This window comes from Curtobacterium sp. MCPF17_001, assembly GCF_003234615.1.
In the GTDB taxonomy this organism is placed as follows: domain Bacteria; phylum Actinomycetota; class Actinomycetes; order Actinomycetales; family Microbacteriaceae; genus Curtobacterium.
The window spans coordinates 42,095-59,073 of the sequence record NZ_QKSL01000019.1; the positions used below are offsets into that span (position 1 = coordinate 42,095).

The 16,979-nt window shown below is 71.7% G+C and carries 16 protein-coding genes; 8 read left to right on the plus strand and 8 right to left on the minus strand.

Features of this window, described 5'->3' with window-relative positions; all coding sequences use genetic code 11:
- Nucleotides 1-118 precede the first annotated feature (118 nt).
- Both mca and DEJ24_RS14830 read left to right on the plus strand, forming a co-directional pair.
- Nucleotides 119-1,009: a mycothiol conjugate amidase Mca gene (gene mca, locus DEJ24_RS14825; protein ID WP_181436628.1), complete on the plus strand. Its 891-nt coding sequence runs from the start codon at nt 119-121 to the stop codon at nt 1,007-1,009.
- A complete protein-coding gene (locus DEJ24_RS14830; RefSeq protein WP_111079272.1) occupies nt 1,006-1,314 on the plus strand; it encodes a hypothetical protein in 309 nt (102 codons plus the stop codon). Before mca ends, DEJ24_RS14830 begins: the two co-directional genes overlap by 4 nt.
- Nucleotides 1,315-1,501: 187 nt before the next feature.
- Here the strand turns inward: DEJ24_RS14830 and DEJ24_RS14835 are convergent, their stop codons facing one another.
- Complete coding sequence (locus tag DEJ24_RS14835; RefSeq protein WP_111079273.1) at nt 1,502-2,224, minus strand: hemolysin III family protein; 723 nt, start codon at nt 2,222-2,224, stop codon at nt 1,502-1,504.
- A 75-nt stretch (nt 2,225-2,299) separates the two neighbouring features.
- Between DEJ24_RS14835 and DEJ24_RS14840 the strand changes: the two genes are divergently transcribed.
- From DEJ24_RS14840 to DEJ24_RS14850, 3 genes are all read left to right on the plus strand, one after another.
- Nucleotides 2,300-3,085, plus strand: a complete 786-nt coding sequence (locus tag DEJ24_RS14840) for an isoprenyl transferase (protein ID WP_181432916.1) — start codon at nt 2,300-2,302, stop codon at nt 3,083-3,085.
- Nucleotides 3,086-3,236: 151 nt separating this feature from the next.
- Nucleotides 3,237-4,349, plus strand: coding sequence for an aminotransferase class V-fold PLP-dependent enzyme (locus tag DEJ24_RS14845; RefSeq protein ID WP_111079274.1), 1,113 nt, complete (start codon nt 3,237-3,239; stop codon nt 4,347-4,349).
- A 373-nt stretch (nt 4,350-4,722) separates the two neighbouring features.
- Complete coding sequence (locus tag DEJ24_RS14850; RefSeq protein WP_111079275.1) at nt 4,723-6,105, plus strand: PhoH family protein; 1,383 nt, start codon at nt 4,723-4,725, stop codon at nt 6,103-6,105.
- Between the two features lie 516 nt (nt 6,106-6,621).
- Here DEJ24_RS14850 and DEJ24_RS14855 read toward each other — a convergent pair.
- The 5 genes from DEJ24_RS14855 to xseA all read right to left on the minus strand — a co-directional run bounded on the left by DEJ24_RS14855 (nt 6,622) and on the right by xseA (nt 11,119).
- Nucleotides 6,622-8,034: an aspartate ammonia-lyase gene (locus tag DEJ24_RS14855; RefSeq protein WP_111079288.1), complete on the minus strand. Its 1,413-nt coding sequence runs from the start codon at nt 8,032-8,034 to the stop codon at nt 6,622-6,624.
- 103 nt (nt 8,035-8,137) lie between these two features.
- Nucleotides 8,138-8,752 (minus strand): carbonic anhydrase, encoded by a 615-nt coding sequence (locus tag DEJ24_RS14860; RefSeq protein ID WP_111079276.1) that lies wholly within the window; start codon nt 8,750-8,752, stop codon nt 8,138-8,140.
- Between the two features lie 93 nt (nt 8,753-8,845).
- Nucleotides 8,846-9,484: a DUF4245 domain-containing protein gene (locus DEJ24_RS14865; RefSeq protein WP_111079277.1), complete on the minus strand. Its 639-nt coding sequence runs from the start codon at nt 9,482-9,484 to the stop codon at nt 8,846-8,848.
- Complete coding sequence (locus DEJ24_RS14870) at nt 9,481-9,744, minus strand: exodeoxyribonuclease VII small subunit (protein WP_110903337.1); 264 nt, start codon at nt 9,742-9,744, stop codon at nt 9,481-9,483. Before DEJ24_RS14870 ends, DEJ24_RS14865 begins: the two co-directional genes overlap by 4 nt.
- Nucleotides 9,745-9,877: 133 nt before the next feature.
- Nucleotides 9,878-11,119: an exodeoxyribonuclease VII large subunit gene (gene xseA, locus DEJ24_RS14875; protein ID WP_111079278.1), complete on the minus strand. Its 1,242-nt coding sequence runs from the start codon at nt 11,117-11,119 to the stop codon at nt 9,878-9,880.
- A gap of 124 nt (nt 11,120-11,243) precedes the next feature.
- On the opposite strand from xseA, the gene DEJ24_RS14880 reads away from it, so the two are divergent.
- A complete protein-coding gene (locus DEJ24_RS14880) occupies nt 11,244-12,308 on the plus strand; it encodes a 4-hydroxy-3-methylbut-2-enyl diphosphate reductase (RefSeq protein ID WP_110903335.1) in 1,065 nt (354 codons plus the stop codon).
- Nucleotides 12,305-13,147: a DUF6264 family protein gene (locus DEJ24_RS17020; RefSeq protein WP_181436629.1), complete on the plus strand. Its 843-nt coding sequence runs from the start codon at nt 12,305-12,307 to the stop codon at nt 13,145-13,147. Before DEJ24_RS14880 ends, DEJ24_RS17020 begins: the two co-directional genes overlap by 4 nt.
- A 72-nt stretch (nt 13,148-13,219) precedes the next feature.
- Here DEJ24_RS17020 and DEJ24_RS14890 read toward each other — a convergent pair whose 3' ends face one another.
- Nucleotides 13,220-14,479, minus strand: coding sequence for a M18 family aminopeptidase (locus tag DEJ24_RS14890; RefSeq protein WP_111079279.1), 1,260 nt, complete (start codon nt 14,477-14,479; stop codon nt 13,220-13,222).
- A 108-nt stretch (nt 14,480-14,587) separates the two neighbouring features.
- Nucleotides 14,588-15,616: a class II fructose-bisphosphate aldolase gene (gene fbaA, locus DEJ24_RS14895; protein WP_110903332.1), complete on the minus strand. Its 1,029-nt coding sequence runs from the start codon at nt 15,614-15,616 to the stop codon at nt 14,588-14,590.
- A gap of 156 nt (nt 15,617-15,772) precedes the next feature.
- Between fbaA and glpX the strand changes: the two genes are divergently transcribed.
- Nucleotides 15,773-16,762 (plus strand): class II fructose-bisphosphatase, encoded by a 990-nt coding sequence (glpX, locus tag DEJ24_RS14900; protein WP_111079280.1) that lies wholly within the window; start codon nt 15,773-15,775, stop codon nt 16,760-16,762.
- Nucleotides 16,763-16,979: the final 217 nt, after the last annotated feature.

Sequence of the window (16,979 nt, forward strand, 5' to 3'; positions counted from 1 at the left end):
GGGCGTGGTGCTGATCGGACAGTTCGGGGCTCCCGGGGTGATTATCCTGATCCCAGGGTAGTTCACGCTCGCCGTGCGCCACCCGCGACCGCAAGTCCGCGAGCTGTGGAGGAACGCCTTGCCCCATCGTCTGCTGGCCGTGCACGCCCACCCCGACGACGAGTCGAGCAAGGGAGCGGCCACGGCGGCGAAGTACGTGGCCGACGGCGCCCAGGTCCTCGTCGTCTCGTGCACGGGTGGCGAAGCGGGGGACATCCTCAACGAGCAGCTCTCGGACACCGCGAAGGCCCGGGCACACCGCGACATGGCCGGCTTCCGGCGCACCGAGATGGCCGCAGCGCAGGCAGCCCTCGGCATCGACCACGTGTGGCTCGGGTACCACGACTCCGGCCTGCCCGACGCCGAGAAGGGCGAGACCGTCCGGCCCGGCACCTTCGCGACCGTGCCGCTCGAGTACAGCACCGAGGCACTGGTCCGCGTCATCCGGCGCTTCCGTCCGCACGTCCTGGTCACGTACGACGAGAACGGCGGGTACCCGCACCCGGACCACATCCGGACGCACGAGGTCTCGGTCGCCGCCTGGCGCGATGCCGCCGACCCCGAGACGTACCCGGATGCCGGACCGGCCTGGTCGGTCTCGAAGCTCTACTACGAGCGGACGATGAACCCGCGCCGGTTCACCGCCTTCCACGAGGCGCTGCGCGAGCGGGAGCCCGAGAACCCGCTCCTCGAGCAGCTCGGCGAGTGGGTGGAGCGGTTCGCGGACCGCCCGGACCTCGCCACGTCCCACGTCGACGTGCACGAGTACTTCGACGCCCGCGACGCCGCACTCCGCGCACACGCCAGCCAGGTGCCGCCGGACAGCCCCTTCTTCTACTGGCCGAACGACCTGCTCGCCGAGGTCTGGCCGACCGAGGACTACCAGCTCGTCGAGTCCCGGGTCCCCACCGAGCTCCCCGAGTCCGACCTGTTCGCAGGCATCCCATCCGAAGAGGACGCACACGCGTGAGCACCATCGCCGCGGTACTGGCCGCCACCACCCCCAGTCCGAGCCCGAGTGGCGTCCCGGACGTCGACGTCACCCCGGGGGTCGCCGGCTTCGTCGCGATCGCCCTGGTCGCCATCGTGACGATCCTGCTGGTGGTCGACATGACCCGACGCATCCGCCGGACCCGCTACCGGGCCGAGATCCGGGAGCGCCTGGAGGCCGAGGTCGCCGGTGACTCCGGCGACGGTGCCGTGACGGACGAGCCGGCGCGGCGTGCCGCGGAGGACGGCCGGGCCGACGTCGGCGACGACACCGAGCGCGGCTGACGCGACCCACTGACGGACGGGAGGCTCCCCACCGGCTGGTGGGGAGCCTCCCGTCCGTGGGTCGCGCCCCGCCGTCTGCGGGAGACGCCCTCGTGTGCGCAGGACGCCGCCGGCGAGGTCTTGCACGGACGGCGGTGTCTGGCTCGGACGGCGGCGTCTGGCGCGGACGGGGACCCTGACGGCCGGGTCAGCGCACCGGGTGCAGCGCGATCACGAGGATGCCGGCCCACTGTGCCGCGAAGGCGACGACCGTGAGGGCGTGGAAGACCTCGTGGAAGCCGAAGAACGTCGGCGAGGGGTCCGGACGCTTGAAGCCGTAGACGGCCGCGCCGAGGATGTAGGCCAGCCCGCCGGCGAGCACGAGCACCGTCATCGGCACGCTGGCGGCGAAGAGCTGCGGCAGGATCAGGAACGCCGCGCAGCCGAGCGCCAGGTACAGCGGCACGTACAACCACCGTGGTGCGCCGATCCAGAAGACGCGGAACGCGACGCCGAGCAACGCGCCGCTCCACATCACCCACAGCACGATCACCATCAGTGCGTGCGGCAGCGCGCAGACCGCGACGGGTGTGTAGGTGCCGGCGATGAGCAGGAAGATGTTCGTGTGGTCGATGCGCTTGAGCACGCGCTTGACGACCGGTCGCCAGGGGAAGCGGTGGTAGGTCGCCGAGACGCCGAACATGATCAACGACGTGGCCATGAACACGGCGCTCGCACCCTTCGCCGCCGGGGTCGCCGCGAGCGTGATGAGCACGATGCCCATGGCCGCTGCGAACGGGAACGTGCCGGCGTGGATCCAACCCCGCCATGCCGGGCGGGCGTCGGCGGGACCGGTCGTGGTCGGGGTGGTCTCGGCCTCCTCCGTGAACGGCACGTGGGGGAGGGCGGGCACGCCCTGGTCTGACTGCATGCTCCGACCGTACGGCCGGCGGACGGGACGGTGGCTGAGAGTCAGCACGAGGGGTGCTTGCACTACAGTCGACGCGTGACGGGCAGGCTGGGATGGGCGGGACGCGGGCTCCTCTACCGCGCCTACCAGAACCGCATCCGCCGTCAGATCGACGGGGCGCAGAAGCCCCGGCACGTCGCGATGATCGTCGACGGGAACCGACGGTGGGCCCGACAGCTGGGCCTCGAGACCGCCGCCCACGGGCACCGGGCCGGCGCGGCGAAGATCCCCGAGTTCCTGTCCTGGTGCGAGGACCTCGACATCCAGGTCGTCACGCTCTACCTGCTCTCGGCCGACAACCTGAAGGGCCGTGGCGGCGAGGAGCTCGACCAACTCGTCGGGATCATCGCGGACCTGGCCGAGCGGCTCTCGCACCACCGCACCTGGCGTGTCCAGCACGTCGGCTCGAACGACGGCCTGCCGCCGGAGCTCGTCGCGGCACTCGCAGCCGCCGAGGAGCGCACCGCCGACCACACCGGGCTGCACATCAACCTGGCGGTCGGCTACGGCGGCCGGCGGGAGATCGCCGACGCCATGCGGAGCATCGTCCGGAGCCACGGTGAGGGCGGCGGGACGCTCGACACCCTGGCCGAGGTCCTCACGCCCGAGCTCATCGGCGACCACCTGTACACGCAGGGGCAGCCGGACCCGGACCTGATGATCCGGACCTCGGGGGAACAGCGGCTGTCGGACTTCCTGCTGTGGCAGAGCGCACACAGCGAGTTCTACTTCGTGGAGGCGTTCTACCCGGACCTCCGGGAGGTCGACTTCCTCCGGGCGGTCCGCGACTTCGGGTTGCGGTCGCGCCGGTTCGGCGGCTGACTTCACGGGTCTGAGTGCCCGCACAGGAAGCGAGAGCTTCTCATGACCTCCGATCGCCGGCATCCGCCTCGTGGCGTTCCGCGGACTGCATTCGCCCGCATGCACGGGTCCCAGTAGGCTCACAGGGTTCTGCCCACTGGAAGGTGCCCCCGTGACCACGATCGACGAGTACGTCGCCGGCTTCGCCGAGGAGCCCGGATACCTCGACCACGCTGCCTTCGGTCCCGTGCAGACCGCCGTCCTCGAGGAGCAGCGCGTCCTCGGCCACATCCAGGAGCACATGCGCTTCGGGGCCATGGAGACGCTCGACGAGCAGGACGCCCGCGTCCGCGCCGTCGCCGCCCGGCTCGTCCGCCGCCGCGAGGACCAGGTCGTCTCGCAGACCGCCACCACCCCCGGCCTGCTGCACACCGCGTTCGGCCTGACCGGCGGGGTGCTCGTCGCCGCCGACGAGTACCCGTCGCTCCCGCTCGCCCTCGCCAGCGCCGCTTCGGCCACCGGCGGCCGCGTGCAGCCCGTCGTCATCGAGTCCGGCGCCGGCTGGCTCACGCCCGACCTCATCCGCGAGCGTCTGTCCGACGACGTCACCGCGGTCGCGCTGTCCCTCGTCGACTGGCGCACCGGGTACCTCGCCGACCTCGCGGCCATCCGCGACGTCATCGGTGACCGTCTGCTCATCGTCGACGCCATCCAGGGCTTCGGCATCGTCGACGCTCCGTACGAGGTCGCCGACGTCGTCGCCACCGGCGGCCAGAAGTGGCTGCACGCCGGGTGGGGCACCGGGTTCACCGCGTTCAGCGACCGTGCGCTCGAGCGCGTCAAGCCGGCACTGTCCGGACCGCACGGCACGACCGGCTGGCCCACCGACGTGCCGAGCGTCCGCCCCGCAGCCGCCGCCTTCGCCATGTCGCGCGTCGACCCGGTCTCGCAAGCTCGCCTCGCCGTCTCACTCGAACGCCTCACCGCGGTCGGCGTCGCCGCCGTGCAGGAGCGCATCGCCGACCGGGTGGACCGGATCATCGACATCGCGGACGAGTTCGGGCTGCCCGTCGAGTCCAGCCGCGACCCCCGGGAGCGTGCCGGCATCGTCGTCCTCCGACCCGCCGCCGGACGGCTCACGGCGCTCACCGCGGCGATGCACAACCACGGTGTCACCGCGACCGCTCGTCTCGGCGAGGTGCGGGTGTCCGCGTTCGCGTCCACCACGGACGAGACGCTGGGCATGTTCCGCGACGCGTGCATCTCGTACGCCACGATGGGCTGACGCTGGCGCTTCTGGCCCGGCGCCGAGCGGTCACGACTGCCCGTCTGCACTCCGCCGAGCGGTCACGTCGTGTCGCTCTGGGGTGGCTGGAGCGACGTCCTGTGACCGCTCGGCGCCGGGTGCTGGGCGTGGCGAGACGGGCGGGAGGCGCGTGGCGGGTCCGCACCGCGCCTCCCGGACGTTCAGCCGGACGACACACGACCGTAACCGCAGGACCAGGCGTGTCGCTGGTGCCGTCGCACCGCGCGTCGTAGCTTGGCGACATCGGGCAACGCGCCCGGTCGGAGCGGCCACGGTCGGTGCTCCGGGACCGCTCCAGTGGCCGCGTCGAAGGACATGACCGGGCCGAGCGCGGCCCGGGGATGGAGCGGTCGTGACCTCTCAGAACGTCTCTCGCGGAACGTCTTCCACCTCGCCGCAGCACACCGCTGCGAGCAGCCGGGCCGCGGACTCGTCCACGCCGGTCGCCCAGCGCACGTACGTGCTGGACACCTCGGTGCTGCTCAGTGATCCGCGCGCCCTGTTCCGCTTCGACGAGCACGCGGTGGTCCTGCCGGTCGTGGTCGTGAGCGAACTCGAGTCGAAGCGCAACGACCCGGAGATCGGGTACTTCGCCCGGCAGGCGCTGCGGATCCTCGACGAGCTGCGCATCGAACACGAACGACTCGACTTCCCCGTCGCGGTCGGTGACGGCGGGTCTTTGCGCGTCGAGCTCAACCACTCCAACCAGTCCGTCCTGCCGTCCGGACTGCAGCTCGGTGACAACGACTCCCGGATCCTGGCCGTCGCGTCGAACCTGGCCAACGACGGGCTCGACGTGGTCGTCGTGTCGAAGGACCTGCCCCTCCGGGTGAAGGCCGCCTCGATCGGCCTCGCCGCGCAGGAGTACCGCGCGGAACTCGCCGTCGACAGCGGCTACACCGGCATCACGACCCTGCAGGTGTCCGGCGACCAGGTCGCCGACCTCTACGAGACCGAGGAGATCCGGACCCCCGACCTCGACGGCGTGCCCGTCAACACCGGCGTGGTCATCCACTCCGAACGTGGCTCAGCGCTGGGCCGCGTGCACTCCGCCGGCGCGGTGTCGCTGGTGCGCGGCGACCGCGAGGTGTTCGGCCTCCGCGGCCGCTCCGCCGAACAGCGACTGGCGATCGACGCCCTGCTCGACCCGGAGATCGGCATCGTCTCGCTCGGCGGCAGCGCCGGCACCGGCAAGTCGGCGCTCGCGCTGTGCGCCGGACTCGAAGCCGTCCTGGAACGCCAACAGCACAAGAAGATCATGGTGTTCCGTCCGCTGTACGCCGTCGGGGGGCAGGAGCTCGGGTTCCTGCCGGGCGATGCCTCCGAGAAGATGAACCCCTGGGCGCAGGCGGTGTTCGACACCCTGGGGGCACTCGTGTCCGACAACGTCCTCGAGGAGGTCGTCGAACGCGGCATCCTCGAGGTCCTGCCCCTCACCCACATCCGCGGACGGTCCCTGCACGACGCGTTCGTCATCGTCGACGAGGCGCAGTCCCTCGAACGGAACGTCCTGCTCACCATGCTGTCCCGGATCGGACAGAACTCCCGCGTCGTGCTCACCCACGACGTCGCCCAGCGGGACAACCTGCGCGTCGGGCGGCACGACGGGGTCGCCTCGGTGATCGAGCGGCTCAAGGGGCACCCGCTGTTCGCACACGTGACGCTGACGCGCTCGGAGCGGTCCGCGATCGCGGCGCTCGTGACCGAGATGCTCGACTCGCCGGACCTCGCGTAGCGGGCAGGCGGCGCGCCGCGGCCGCGGCGCTGGCGCAGCCGTGGCGCCGCGCAGCGCGGCCGCCGCGGCGGCCGGCCCGCCGGCGCTGGCCGGACAGGCACAACGGAAACCGCTCCGAACCACGGGATGCCGTGGTTCGGAGCGGCTTCCGTTGTGCGCAGCCGCCTCAAGCCGCGGCGCAGTGGACGCGAGCAAGGACGGGCGGGAGGCGCGGTGCGGGCCCGCGCCGTGCCTCCCACCCATCGCGGTGCGAGACGCCGCCGGGCTGGCGAGACGCCGCCGGGCTCGAGGGACGGTGCCGGGCTCGCGAGACGCCGCCAGACTCGCGAGACGGCGCCGGAGGTGCGAGACGGCGCCGGAGGTGCGAGACGGCGCCGGGCTCTCGGGACGCCGCCGGAGGTGCGAGACGGCGCCGGGCTCCCGGGACGCCGCTGGACGCGCGAGACGCCGCCGAAGTCGGCGGCGTCTCGTGCACTCGGCGGCGTCTCGTGCAGACGCCGGCGTCGTCCGGACGGGTCAGTTCGGGTGGGTCATGCTCAGGACGTCGAGGGCGCTGTCGAGCTGCTCCTCGGAGACCTCACCGCGCTCGACGAACCCGAGGGCCACGACGGCCTCGCGGACCGTGAGACCCTCGGCGACGGCGTACTTCGCGACCTTCGCGGCCGACTCGTAGCCGATGACCCGGTTCAGCGGCGTCACGATCGACGGCGAGGACTCCGCGAAGGCACGCGCCCGCTCGAGGTCCGCCTGCAGTCCGTCGACCGTCTTGTCGGCGAGCACCCGGGAGCTGTTCGCGAGCAGTCGGATTGACTCGAGGAGCGCCGTCCCCATCACCGGGATCGCGACGTTCAGCTCGAACGAGCCGGAGGCGCCTGCCCACGACACGGTGGCGTCGTTGCCGATCACCCGGGCGGCGACCATGAGCGTGGCCTCCGGGATGACCGGGTTCACCTTGCCGGGCATGATCGACGAGCCCGGCTGCAGGTCGGGGATGTGCAGCTCGCCGAGGCCCGTGTTCGGCCCGGAGCCCATCCAGCGCAGGTCGTTGTTGATCTTGGTCAGGCTGACGGCGATGACCTTCAGGGCGCCGGACGCCTCGACGAGGGCGTCACGGGCGCCCTGCGCTTCGAAGTGGTCGAGGGCCTCGGTGATCGGCAACCCGGTGTCCTCGGCGAGCTGGGCGATGACCTGCTGCGGGAACCCCTTCGGCGTGTTGATGCCGGTGCCGACGGCGGTGCCGCCGAGCGGGACCTCGGCGACGCGGGGGAGCGTGGCGTTCACCCGCTCGATGCCCAGGCGGATCTGCCGCGCGTAGCCACCGAACTCCTGCCCGAGGGTCACCGGGGTGGCGTCCATCAGGTGCGTCCGGCCGGACTTCACCGCGTCCGCCCACTCGACGGCCTTGCGCTCGAGGGACTCGGCGAGGTGTTCCAGCGACGGCACGAGCGACCGGATGAGGGCATCGGTGACGGCGACGTGCACCGAGGTGGGGAAGACGTCGTTCGAGGACTGCGACGCGTTGACGTGGTCGTTCGGGTGGACCTCGGTGCCGGCGACGCGGGAGGCCAGCGTCGCCAGGACCTCGTTCATGTTCATGTTCGACGAGGTGCCGCTGCCGGTCTGGTAGACGTCGACCGGGAAGTGGTCGTGGTGCTCGCCACCGATCACCGAGTCGGCCGCGGTGGCGATGGCCTGCGCGACGGCGTCGTCGAGGATGCCGAGGCGACCGTTCACGAGCGCCGCGGCACGTTTGATGCGGGCGAGGGCCACGATCTGCGCCGACTCGAGGCCGGTGCCCGAGATCGGGAAGTTCTCCACGGCCCGCTGCGTCTGGGCACGGTAGAGGGCCGACGCGGGGACCCGCACCTCGCCCATCGTGTCGTGCTCGATGCGGAACTCGCCGTCAGCGGGGGTGGTGGTGTCGGTCACGTCGTCGTGGTCCTTCCTCGTGGTGCTCACACCGGGTCGCGGTCGCGGCGGTGTCGGTGGCGCTCCGGCGGCTCGTCGCTGCCGGAGCGGTCACGTCGTCGGGTCAGGCCTGTCCGACGACGGTGTCGATCGTGACCTCGCCCGTGGTGAGGTCGTAGGTCGCGCCGACCACGGCCAACCTACCGTCCGCGATCGCGTCGGAGACGGCCCCCGACCGGTCCAGGATCGCCTTCAGGCTGGACTCGAGGTGCGCAGCCCCCACGGCCTCCTGGGCGACGTCGGGGTCGGTGGCGCGGACCCGCTCGACGCTCGGGGTGATCGCGTCGACGAGAGCCTGCAGGTGCGGGGCGGGTACCGGCTCGCCGGACCGTGCTGCAGCGACGGCGCCGCACTGGGTGTGGCGGAGCACGACGACCAGTGGGGTGCCGAGCGCGACGACGGCGAACTCGATCGAGCCGAGCACCACGTCGTCCACGATCTGCCCGGCGTTGCGGATCGCGAAGACGTCACCGATGCCGGCGTCGAAGACGTGCTCGAACGGCACGCGGGAGTCCGAGCAGCCCAGGACGGTCGCGAACGGGGCCTGGGAGCCCTGCAGCTCGGAGCGGCGCTCGGGGTCGATGCGGCCGGTGCGGCGCTTGTCGGCGGCGAAGCGGGCGTTGCCCTCGACGAGGAGTCGCAGGGCGTCGGCGGGGGTGGAGGCGGCGCGGTCGGTCATCGTGTGTCGTTCCTCGGGCTGTTCGGGTTCACGGGGGTGTTCGGGTTCTCGGCGGTGTGCGGGGTCGCGTGCTGCTGCCGGCGGAAGTGCTGCCTAGCGGGTGAGTTCCTTGCCGACCGCCGTCGCCACCGTCGTGAAGGACTCCTGGTCGGCGGTGCCGGCGAGCACCACGGTGTCCTTGCCCGAGGTGGTCACGAGGGCGTACGCGTTGTTGCCCGCGCCCTTGCCCTCGTCACGGCGGTCGTAGACGGTCCACTTCGTCCCGGCGATCGTGCGCGACCCGGTCGCGGGCTTCTGCTCGAGCTGGTCGGCGATCCAGGTGTCGTTGGCGTCGATGCCCTGGTGCATGCCGATGTACTGGTCGTCGGGCGTCAGGAGGCCGATGGTCCACACCGCGACCCCCCGCGCCGAACCGGACTGGTACTCGGCGTGGTTCGAGGTGTACGAAGACGGCAGGTCCGGCACGAGGAGCTGCGCCCCGGAGACGTCGGCCTGCTGCGCGACCTGTCGGTAGTCGACCGAGCGGTCGACGGCCTGGTCGGGGCGGACCACGACGGCGACCAGGAACAGCACGATACCGAGCGACGCGATGAGCGCCAGCACGAGGTTGAACGCCGTCTGGTGTTCACGGCGGGCTCGGCGGGCGGTGTCCTTACGCGCCCAGGTCTCCTCCGCCGTCTCGGGGCGCCCGAGTTCGGCGACGATCGGGCGGCCGGTCTCCGGATCGCTCATCGGGCGTCTCCCGCTGCGGACTGGTCCGCGCTGCCGTTCTCGGTCGCGGAGCGCGCCGCGTCGAGTCGGGCGCGGGCGCCGACGAGCCACTCTTCACACCGCGCGGCGAGGGCTTCGCCGCGCTCCCACAGGCCCAGGGACCGCTCGAGGGTCGCCGACCCCTGCTCGAGCTCGGAGACGACACGGACGAGTTCGTCACGCGCCGCTTCGTAGCTCAGCGAGCGGACGTCGGACTGCTCGGACTGCTGCTCGGAAGACACATGCCGATCCTACCGAGCCGCCACCGACGTGGCGGCTGCCGCCCGCTCCTGTGGAGGACCGCTCCTGTGGAGGACGGCAGCGGTGGAGGGGCGGTGGCGTGCGTCCTGGCGGAGTGTGGACGGGCCTCCCGGCTCAGGAACCCGAGCCGTCGGGACCGGGCCCGTCCGCCTCGAGCGTGCCGACCGCGGTCCCCGTGCCGAGCGTGACGTGCACCGGTGTCGCCCCGTCGAGGTCGTCCGCGCCGCGCACCACCGCCCCGGTGTCCGTCTGCACGATCGCGTACCCGCGGCGGAGGGTGTCCCGCGGGGACAGGGCGCGGAGCCGACCGGTCAGGTGGCCGACCTCGGAGTGGGAGCGCTCGATGCGCCGGTCGAGGAGTTCCCGGGCGCGCGAGAGGTCACGAGCGACCTCTTCGGCGCGGGTGTCCACGAGCCAGGCGGTGGACGCCAGTGCCGGACGCGAGCGGAGGGCCGCGATCCGGTCGGCCTCCACCGAGAGCGTGTGCGAGAGCCGCAGCCCGAGCCGGGCGCGGGCCTGCCGGACGTTGGCCAGTTCCTCGGCCACGTCCGGGACCACGCGCTTCGCCGCGTCGGTCGGGGTGGAGGCGCGGAGGTCCGCGACCTCGTCGAGGATCGGTCGGTCGGCCTCGTGCCCGATCGCGGAGACGATCGGCGTCGTCGCGGCCGCGGCGGCCCGGACCAGGCCCTCGTCGCTGAAACCGAGCAGGTTCTGGAAGTCGCCGCCGCCGCGGGCGACGATGATGACGTCGACCGTGGGGTCGGCGTCGAGTTCCTGAATGGCTGCCGTGACCTCGGCGACGGCTCGGTCGCCCTGCACCGCGGTGTGCACGGTCCGGAACTCGACCTGGGGCCACCGGAGCTGCGCGTTCCGCTTGACGTCCTTCTCAGCGTCGGAGTCCTTGCCGGTGATCAGCCCGATGCGGTGCGGCAGGAACGGCAGACGCTTCTTGCGCGCGGGGTCGAAGAGTCCTTCTTCCGCCAGGGCCCGACGCAGCCGCTCGAGGCGTTCGAGCAGGTCCCCGAGCCCGACGTGCTTCATCTCGACGACCTGCATGGTCAACGAGCCGCCCTTGACCCAGTAGTTCGGCTTCACCGCGGCGACGACACGGGCGCCCTGCTTGAGGTCCGACGGCACCCGGGAGCGCACGCTCGACCAGATGGAGAACGAGACGGTGGCGTCGACCTCGACGTCCTTGAGCTTGCCGTAGACGTTGCCGCCGGCGACGTTCCACTGGGTGATCTCACCCTCGACCCAGGCCACCCCGAGTCGGTCGATCCAGTCCCGGAGCTTCGCGCCGAGCAGCGCGACGGGCCACGGGTCCTCTGCCGTGGGCGGCCCCTGTTCGATCGCCATGGCGCCCCTCTCTCGTCGTGCGGTCCATGCTGCCGGACACCGGGGACATCCCGGGCGGCGACGCTCCTCCACAGGCTCGTCGGTGCCCAGGCTGCGCGGGTCCTGCTCACCTATCATCGGGGACGTGACGATCACCAACGGCCACTCGGTCCCGCTCGCCCCGCCGCGGGTCCCCGCAGCGCGCGGTCGACTGCGCGACGTCCCGGTGAGCGGGCCCAAGCGGGTCCTGCTCGCCGCACCACGCGGGTACTGCGCCGGCGTCGACCGGGCCGTGGTCGCCGTCGAGAAGGCGCTCGAGCAGTACGGTGAGCCGGTCTACGTCCGCAAGCAGATCGTCCACAACGTCCACGTGGTGTCCACGCTGGAGCAGCGCGGAGCCGTCTTCGTCGACGACGTCGCCGAGGTGCCCCGTGGGTCGCACGTCGTCTTCAGCGCGCACGGTGTCTCCCCGGCCGTCGTGGCCGGTGCCGCGGACCGCGACCTGCACGCCATCGACGCGACCTGCCCGCTCGTCACCAAGGTGCACCGCGAAGCCACCCGGTTCGCCAAGGCCGAGCGCACCATCATCCTCATCGGGCACGCCGGCCACGAAGAGGTCGAGGGCACCATGGGCCACGCACCCGACCGGACGATCCTGGTGAACGGTCCGGCCGACGTCGCTGCGCTCGACGTCCCCGACCCGGACAACCTCGTGTGGCTGTCGCAGACCACCCTGAGCGTCGACGAGACCATGGAGACGGTGCGGCTCCTGCGCGAGAAGTACCCGTCGATCGAGAACCCGCCCTCCGACGACATCTGCTACGCCACCCAGAACCGCCAGGTCGCGGTCAAGAAGGTCGCGCCGGCAGCGGACCTGGTCATCGTCGTCGGCTCCGCGAACTCGTCGAACAGCGTCCGTCTGGTCGACGTCGCCCTCGAGTACGGCGCGAAGGACGCACACCGCGTGGACTACGCCGAGGAGATCCGCCAGGAGTGGCTCGACGGCGTGCAGACCGTCGGGGTCACGAGCGGCGCCTCCGTGCCGGAGGTCCTGGTCGCAGAGGTCCTCGAGCAGCTCGCCGACGCCGGCTACGGTGCGGTCGAGGAAGTCGTCACCGCGCACGAGGACCTGATGTTCTCGCTGCCCCGCGAACTCCGCACCGACGCGGACGGCAAGCCGACGCGTCCGCTCGGCGGGCGCACCCGATGACCGGGCCCGACCCGCAGACGGACGGCTGGGCCGGGGTCCCGCCGCGGGCGACGACGGCGGTGGACGGCCGGGAGGCCCGGGTCGTCGCCGACGCGTCCGTCGACCCCGCGGGTGGTGGCGCCGGTTCCGGTACGGCCGGCGCGGCCGGTACAGCCGGGGCGGCCGGTACGGCCGGTACGGCCGGTGTCTCCAGCGCGGCCGGTCGTCCGGCTCCGCAGTACGGGGAGTACGCACCCGATGGTTGGGTCAACCCCGTCCTCGTCGAACAGGAACGGCAGGAGCAGCGGGACCGCGATCACGCCGCCGCGTCGGCCGTCGCATCCACCGAGCGCTCGAACGGCACGGCGCGTTCGAACGGCGCGGCGCGTTCGAACGGCACGGCGCGTCCGGACGGCTCGGCCCGCTCGCCGCAGGGGGACCGCGGTCGGGGAACGACCCGGCGGGAGGGCCCGTCCGTCCGCCGGCTCGGTGCATCGCCGGTCGACGTGCTCCTGACGTTCGTCCTCCTGGCGATGGGACTGGTCAGCGTCGTGCAGTCGCTGTCGATCGGCTCGGTCGCCTCCACCGTCCGCCAGACCCTCGAGACGAACTACACGGAACTGCAGGACCCGGGCACGCTCAACGGCGCCGCGATGATCAGCGCCGTCGGCATGCTCGTGGTCTTCGCCCTCGTGCTCTGGTGGTCCGTCGTCCGGCTCCGGGCCGGCAGGCGCACCTTCTGGGTGCCGCTGCTCGGCGGTGCCGTCGCGACGGTGTTCAGCTCGATCGTCTTCGTCATCGTGGTGTTCCAGGACGACGGCTTCGTCGCAGCGATGATGCGTCAGGCCTCGGGCGGCTGAACCAGGGTCTCCGGACCGGGGTTCCAGACCCGGGCCTCGTGACACGGGCCTCGTGACCCGGGTCCGCCCAGGTCAGGCGAGGAACGCCGCGACCGCCGCGTGCAGGTCGGCGAGGTCATCGACGTGCACCAGTTCGCGGACCGAGTGCATCGACAGCAGGCCGACGCCGATGTCGATCGTGGGGATCCCCAGCCGGGTCGCCGCGATCGGACCGATCGTCGATCCGCCCGGGATCGTGTTCACGTTGACGAACGGCTGGTGGTCGACACCGGCCGTCCCACACGCGGCGGCGAACACCGCGGTGCCCTTCGCCTCGGTCATGTAGCGCTGGTTCGCGCTGATCTTCAGGAGCGGACCACCACCCGGCCGCGGGCGGTTGGTGGGGTCGTGCTTCTCGGAGTGGTTGGGGTGCACCAGGTGTCCGGCATCGCTCGAGAGCAGCCACGAGGCACGGAAGGCACGGGCGGACTCGGACCGGGTGGCGCCGAGGCCCTCCTGCACGCGGGCCAGCACGTCCTCGAGGAACGGTCCACCCGCACCCGACGGCGAGGACGACCCGATCTCCTCGTGGTCGAACGCCGCGAACACCGGGATGTGGTCACCGTCACCCGGGGCCTCGAGCAGCCCGCGCAGTCCGGCGTGCACGCTCGTCAGGTTGTCCATCCGGCCCGAGGCCAGGAACGCCCGGTCGATGCCGATCCGCGACGGGGCCTGCGTGTCCGCGAAGAAGAGGTCCCACGAGACGGCGGTCTCGCCGAGTCGGGAGCGTAGCCACTCCATCACGTCGGTGCCACCCGTGCTGGCGTCGGTGCCGACGATCGGCAGCGTGTGCCGCTGCTTGTCGAGTGCCGGACCGTCGTTGGCGCCGCGGTCGAGGTGGATCGCGAGGTTCGGGATGCGGGCGACCCCGTCGACGGTGTCGAAGAGCGCGGTCGTGCCGTCGCGGTGGACGACCCGTCCGGCGATGCGGAGGTCACGGTCGAACCACGTCGACAGGACCGGGCCGCCGTAGACCTCGACGTTCAGCTGCTCCCAGCCGCCGACGCGCACCGTCGGGTTTGGCTTTATCCGGAAGCCGGGGGAGTCGGTGTGTGCGCCCAGGATGCGGAAGGGCGTCGTCGCGGTCGCGCCGTCCGGGAGGCGCCAGGCGATCACAGCACCGTCGCGGACCACCACGTAGGCACCTGGTTCCGTCGGCCACGCCTGGGTCTCGTCGAGGTCGATGAAGCCGGCGGCGACCAGACGGTCACGGGCGACCGAGGCCGCATGGAACGCGGTGGGGGACTCCGTGACGAAGTGGGCGAACTCGCTGGCGATGGCGTCGACGGTCATCCGACCATCGTGGCACGTCGTCGTGAGCCGGCATGCAGTGGGCGTTCGCGGACGCAGACGGGGGCGCGTCCGCCGGACGCGCCCCCGGGCCTCCTGGCCGGTCCGACGTCAGCTCTGGGACTGTCCCGCCGAACCGAGGACCTTCGTCGCCTCGACGACACGAGCGGCCATCGCGGACTCGGCGACCTTGCCCCAGGCGCGCGGGTCGTACTGCTTCTTATTGCCGACCTCGCCGTCGAGCTTGAGGACGCCTTCGTAGTTGGTGAACATCGAGCCGGCGATCGATCGTGTGAACGCGTACTGCGTGTCCGTGTCGATGTTCATCTTGATGACGCCGTTGCGGACGGCCTCGTGGATCTCGTCGTCGGTCGACCCGGACCCGCCGTGGAAGACGAGGTCGAGCGGGTTCTGGCCGGTGCCGTGCTTCTGGGCGATGGCGTCCTGGATCTCGCCGAGGAGCTCGGGGCGGAGCTTGACGTTGCCCGGCTTGTAGACGCCGTGCACGTTGCCGAACGTCAGCGCGGCGATCCAGCGGCCCTGGTCACCCATGCCGAGCGCCTCGACGACACGCTCGACGTCGTTCGCGGTCGTGTACAGGGCGTCGTTCGTGCCCTCGTGCTGCACGCCGTCCTCTTCGCCGCCGACGACGCCGATCTCGACCTCGAGGATCGCGTTGATGTTGCGCGTCTTCTCGATCATCGTCTTGGCGATGTCGATGTTCTCGTCGAGCGGTACGGCCGAACCGTCCCACATGTGCGACTGGAAGATGGGGTTTCGACCCTGGCGGACCTCTTCCTCGCTCGCGGCGATGAGCGGCAGGACGAAGCCGTCGAGGGCGTCCTTCGGGCAGTGGTCGGTGTGCAGCGCGACGGTGATCGGGTAGTTCTTCGCCACCTCGTGCGCGAAGGCCGCCATCGCGAGCGCACCGGCGGCACGGTTCTTGACGGTCTGGCCGGCGAAGTAGTCCGCCCCGCCGGTGGTCACCTGGATGATGCCGTCGGAGCCCGCCTCGGTCAGTCCCTGGAGGACCGCGTTGATGGTCTGCGAGGACGACACGTTGACCGCGGGGTAGGCGAACTTCCCGGCCTTCGCGCGGTCGATCATCTCGGCGTACTGTTCCGGCGTTGCGATGGGCACTGGGATCTCCTTCGACTTCTTCGGTGATGTCCCGGTCGATGCTAGTCAGGGCCGGTTGGTGCGTGGTGGGTGTGACGGGTGCCTGTGGACGGATCGCGCTCTGCACATCCGTCCGCCGGGGAGGCCGGACGGTCGACGCTCGGTACGCTGGGGGGTGTGACTCCCACGACTGAGACCGGCTCCCTGTTCCTCCAGCCCGACCGCAACCTCGCGCTCGAGCTCGTGCGTGCGACGGAGGCCGCCGCGATCCGTGCGCAGCCGTGGGTCGGTCGGGGTGAGAAGAACCTCGCCGACGGCGCCGCGGTGGACGCGATGCGGAAGTTCCTCGGCACCGTGAACTTCGACGGCGTGGTCGTCATCGGAGAGGGCGAGAAGGACAACGCCCCGATGCTCTACAACGGCGAGCACGTCGGCAACGGCCACGGCCCCGCCTGCGACATCGCGGTCGACCCGATCGACGGCACCTCGCTCACCGCCGCGGGCCGCCAGAACGCCATCTCCGTCATGGCCGTGTCCGACCGTGGCTCGATGTACGACCCGTCCGCCGTCTTCTACATGGACAAGATCGCTGCCGGGCCCGAGGGTCGCGGGGTCCTGGACCTCGACAAGCCGATCGGCGACAACATCCGCGCGCTGGCCAAGGCCAAGGGCAAGGACCTCGAGGACATGGTCGTGGCCGTGCTCGACCGTCCGCGCCACGACGAACTCATCCGCGCCATCCGTGCCACGGGCGCCGGGACGCGACTGCTCCTCGACGGTGACGTCGCCGGCGGCATCGCGGCGGCGCTCCCCGGCTCGGCGATCGACATGTGCGTCGGCGTCGGCGGCACGCCGGAGGGCATCATCACGGCCTGCGCGATCAAGGCGCTCGGCGGGGTCCTGCTCGGCAAGCTCCAGCCGAAGGACGACGAGGAGCGCCAGAAGGCGATCGACGCCGGCCACGACCTGGACAAGGTCCTCGACCAGGACGACCTGGTGACGGGCGACAACACGTTCTTCGTCGCCACCGGTGTCACCGACGGCGTCCTCGTCGACGGCGTCCGTCGCTCGCGCGGCGTCATCCACACCGACTCGCTCGTGCTGCGGTCCCGCTCGAACACCATCCGTCGCATCCAGGCCGACCACCGCGCCGAGAAGTGGTTCTGATCCGCTGAGTCGACGGCGCCCCGGCCCCGCCACCGGCTGCCGCTGCGGCCCGCGGTGCCGATCAGCTGCGCACAACAGGAACCCGCTCGCGCCACGGCATCCCGTGGTTCGAGCGGGTTCCCGTTGTGCGCAGCTGATCGGCACCGCGGGCCGCACCGGCAGCCGGTGGCGGGGCGGGGCCCGTCTCCTCTACACACCTCACGCTGCCGCCGACTCC

Coding starts and splice junctions, on each gene's coding strand:
- DEJ24_RS14890 (WP_111079279.1), bottom strand. CDS start 14,479: ATGACCGTCGACGCCATCGCCAGCGAGTTCGCCCACTTCGTCACGGAG.
- DEJ24_RS14865 (WP_111079277.1), bottom strand. CDS start 9,484: ATGAGCGATCCGGAGACCGGCCGCCCGATCGTCGCCGAACTCGGGCGC.
- DEJ24_RS14860 (WP_111079276.1), bottom strand. CDS start 8,752: ATGACCGACCGCGCCGCCTCCACCCCCGCCGACGCCCTGCGACTCCTC.
- DEJ24_RS14835 (WP_111079273.1), bottom strand. CDS start 2,224: ATGCAGTCAGACCAGGGCGTGCCCGCCCTCCCCCACGTGCCGTTCACG.
- DEJ24_RS17020 (WP_181436629.1), top strand. CDS start 12,305: ATGACCGGGCCCGACCCGCAGACGGACGGCTGGGCCGGGGTCCCGCCG.
- xseA (WP_111079278.1), bottom strand. CDS start 11,119: ATGGCGATCGAACAGGGGCCGCCCACGGCAGAGGACCCGTGGCCCGTC.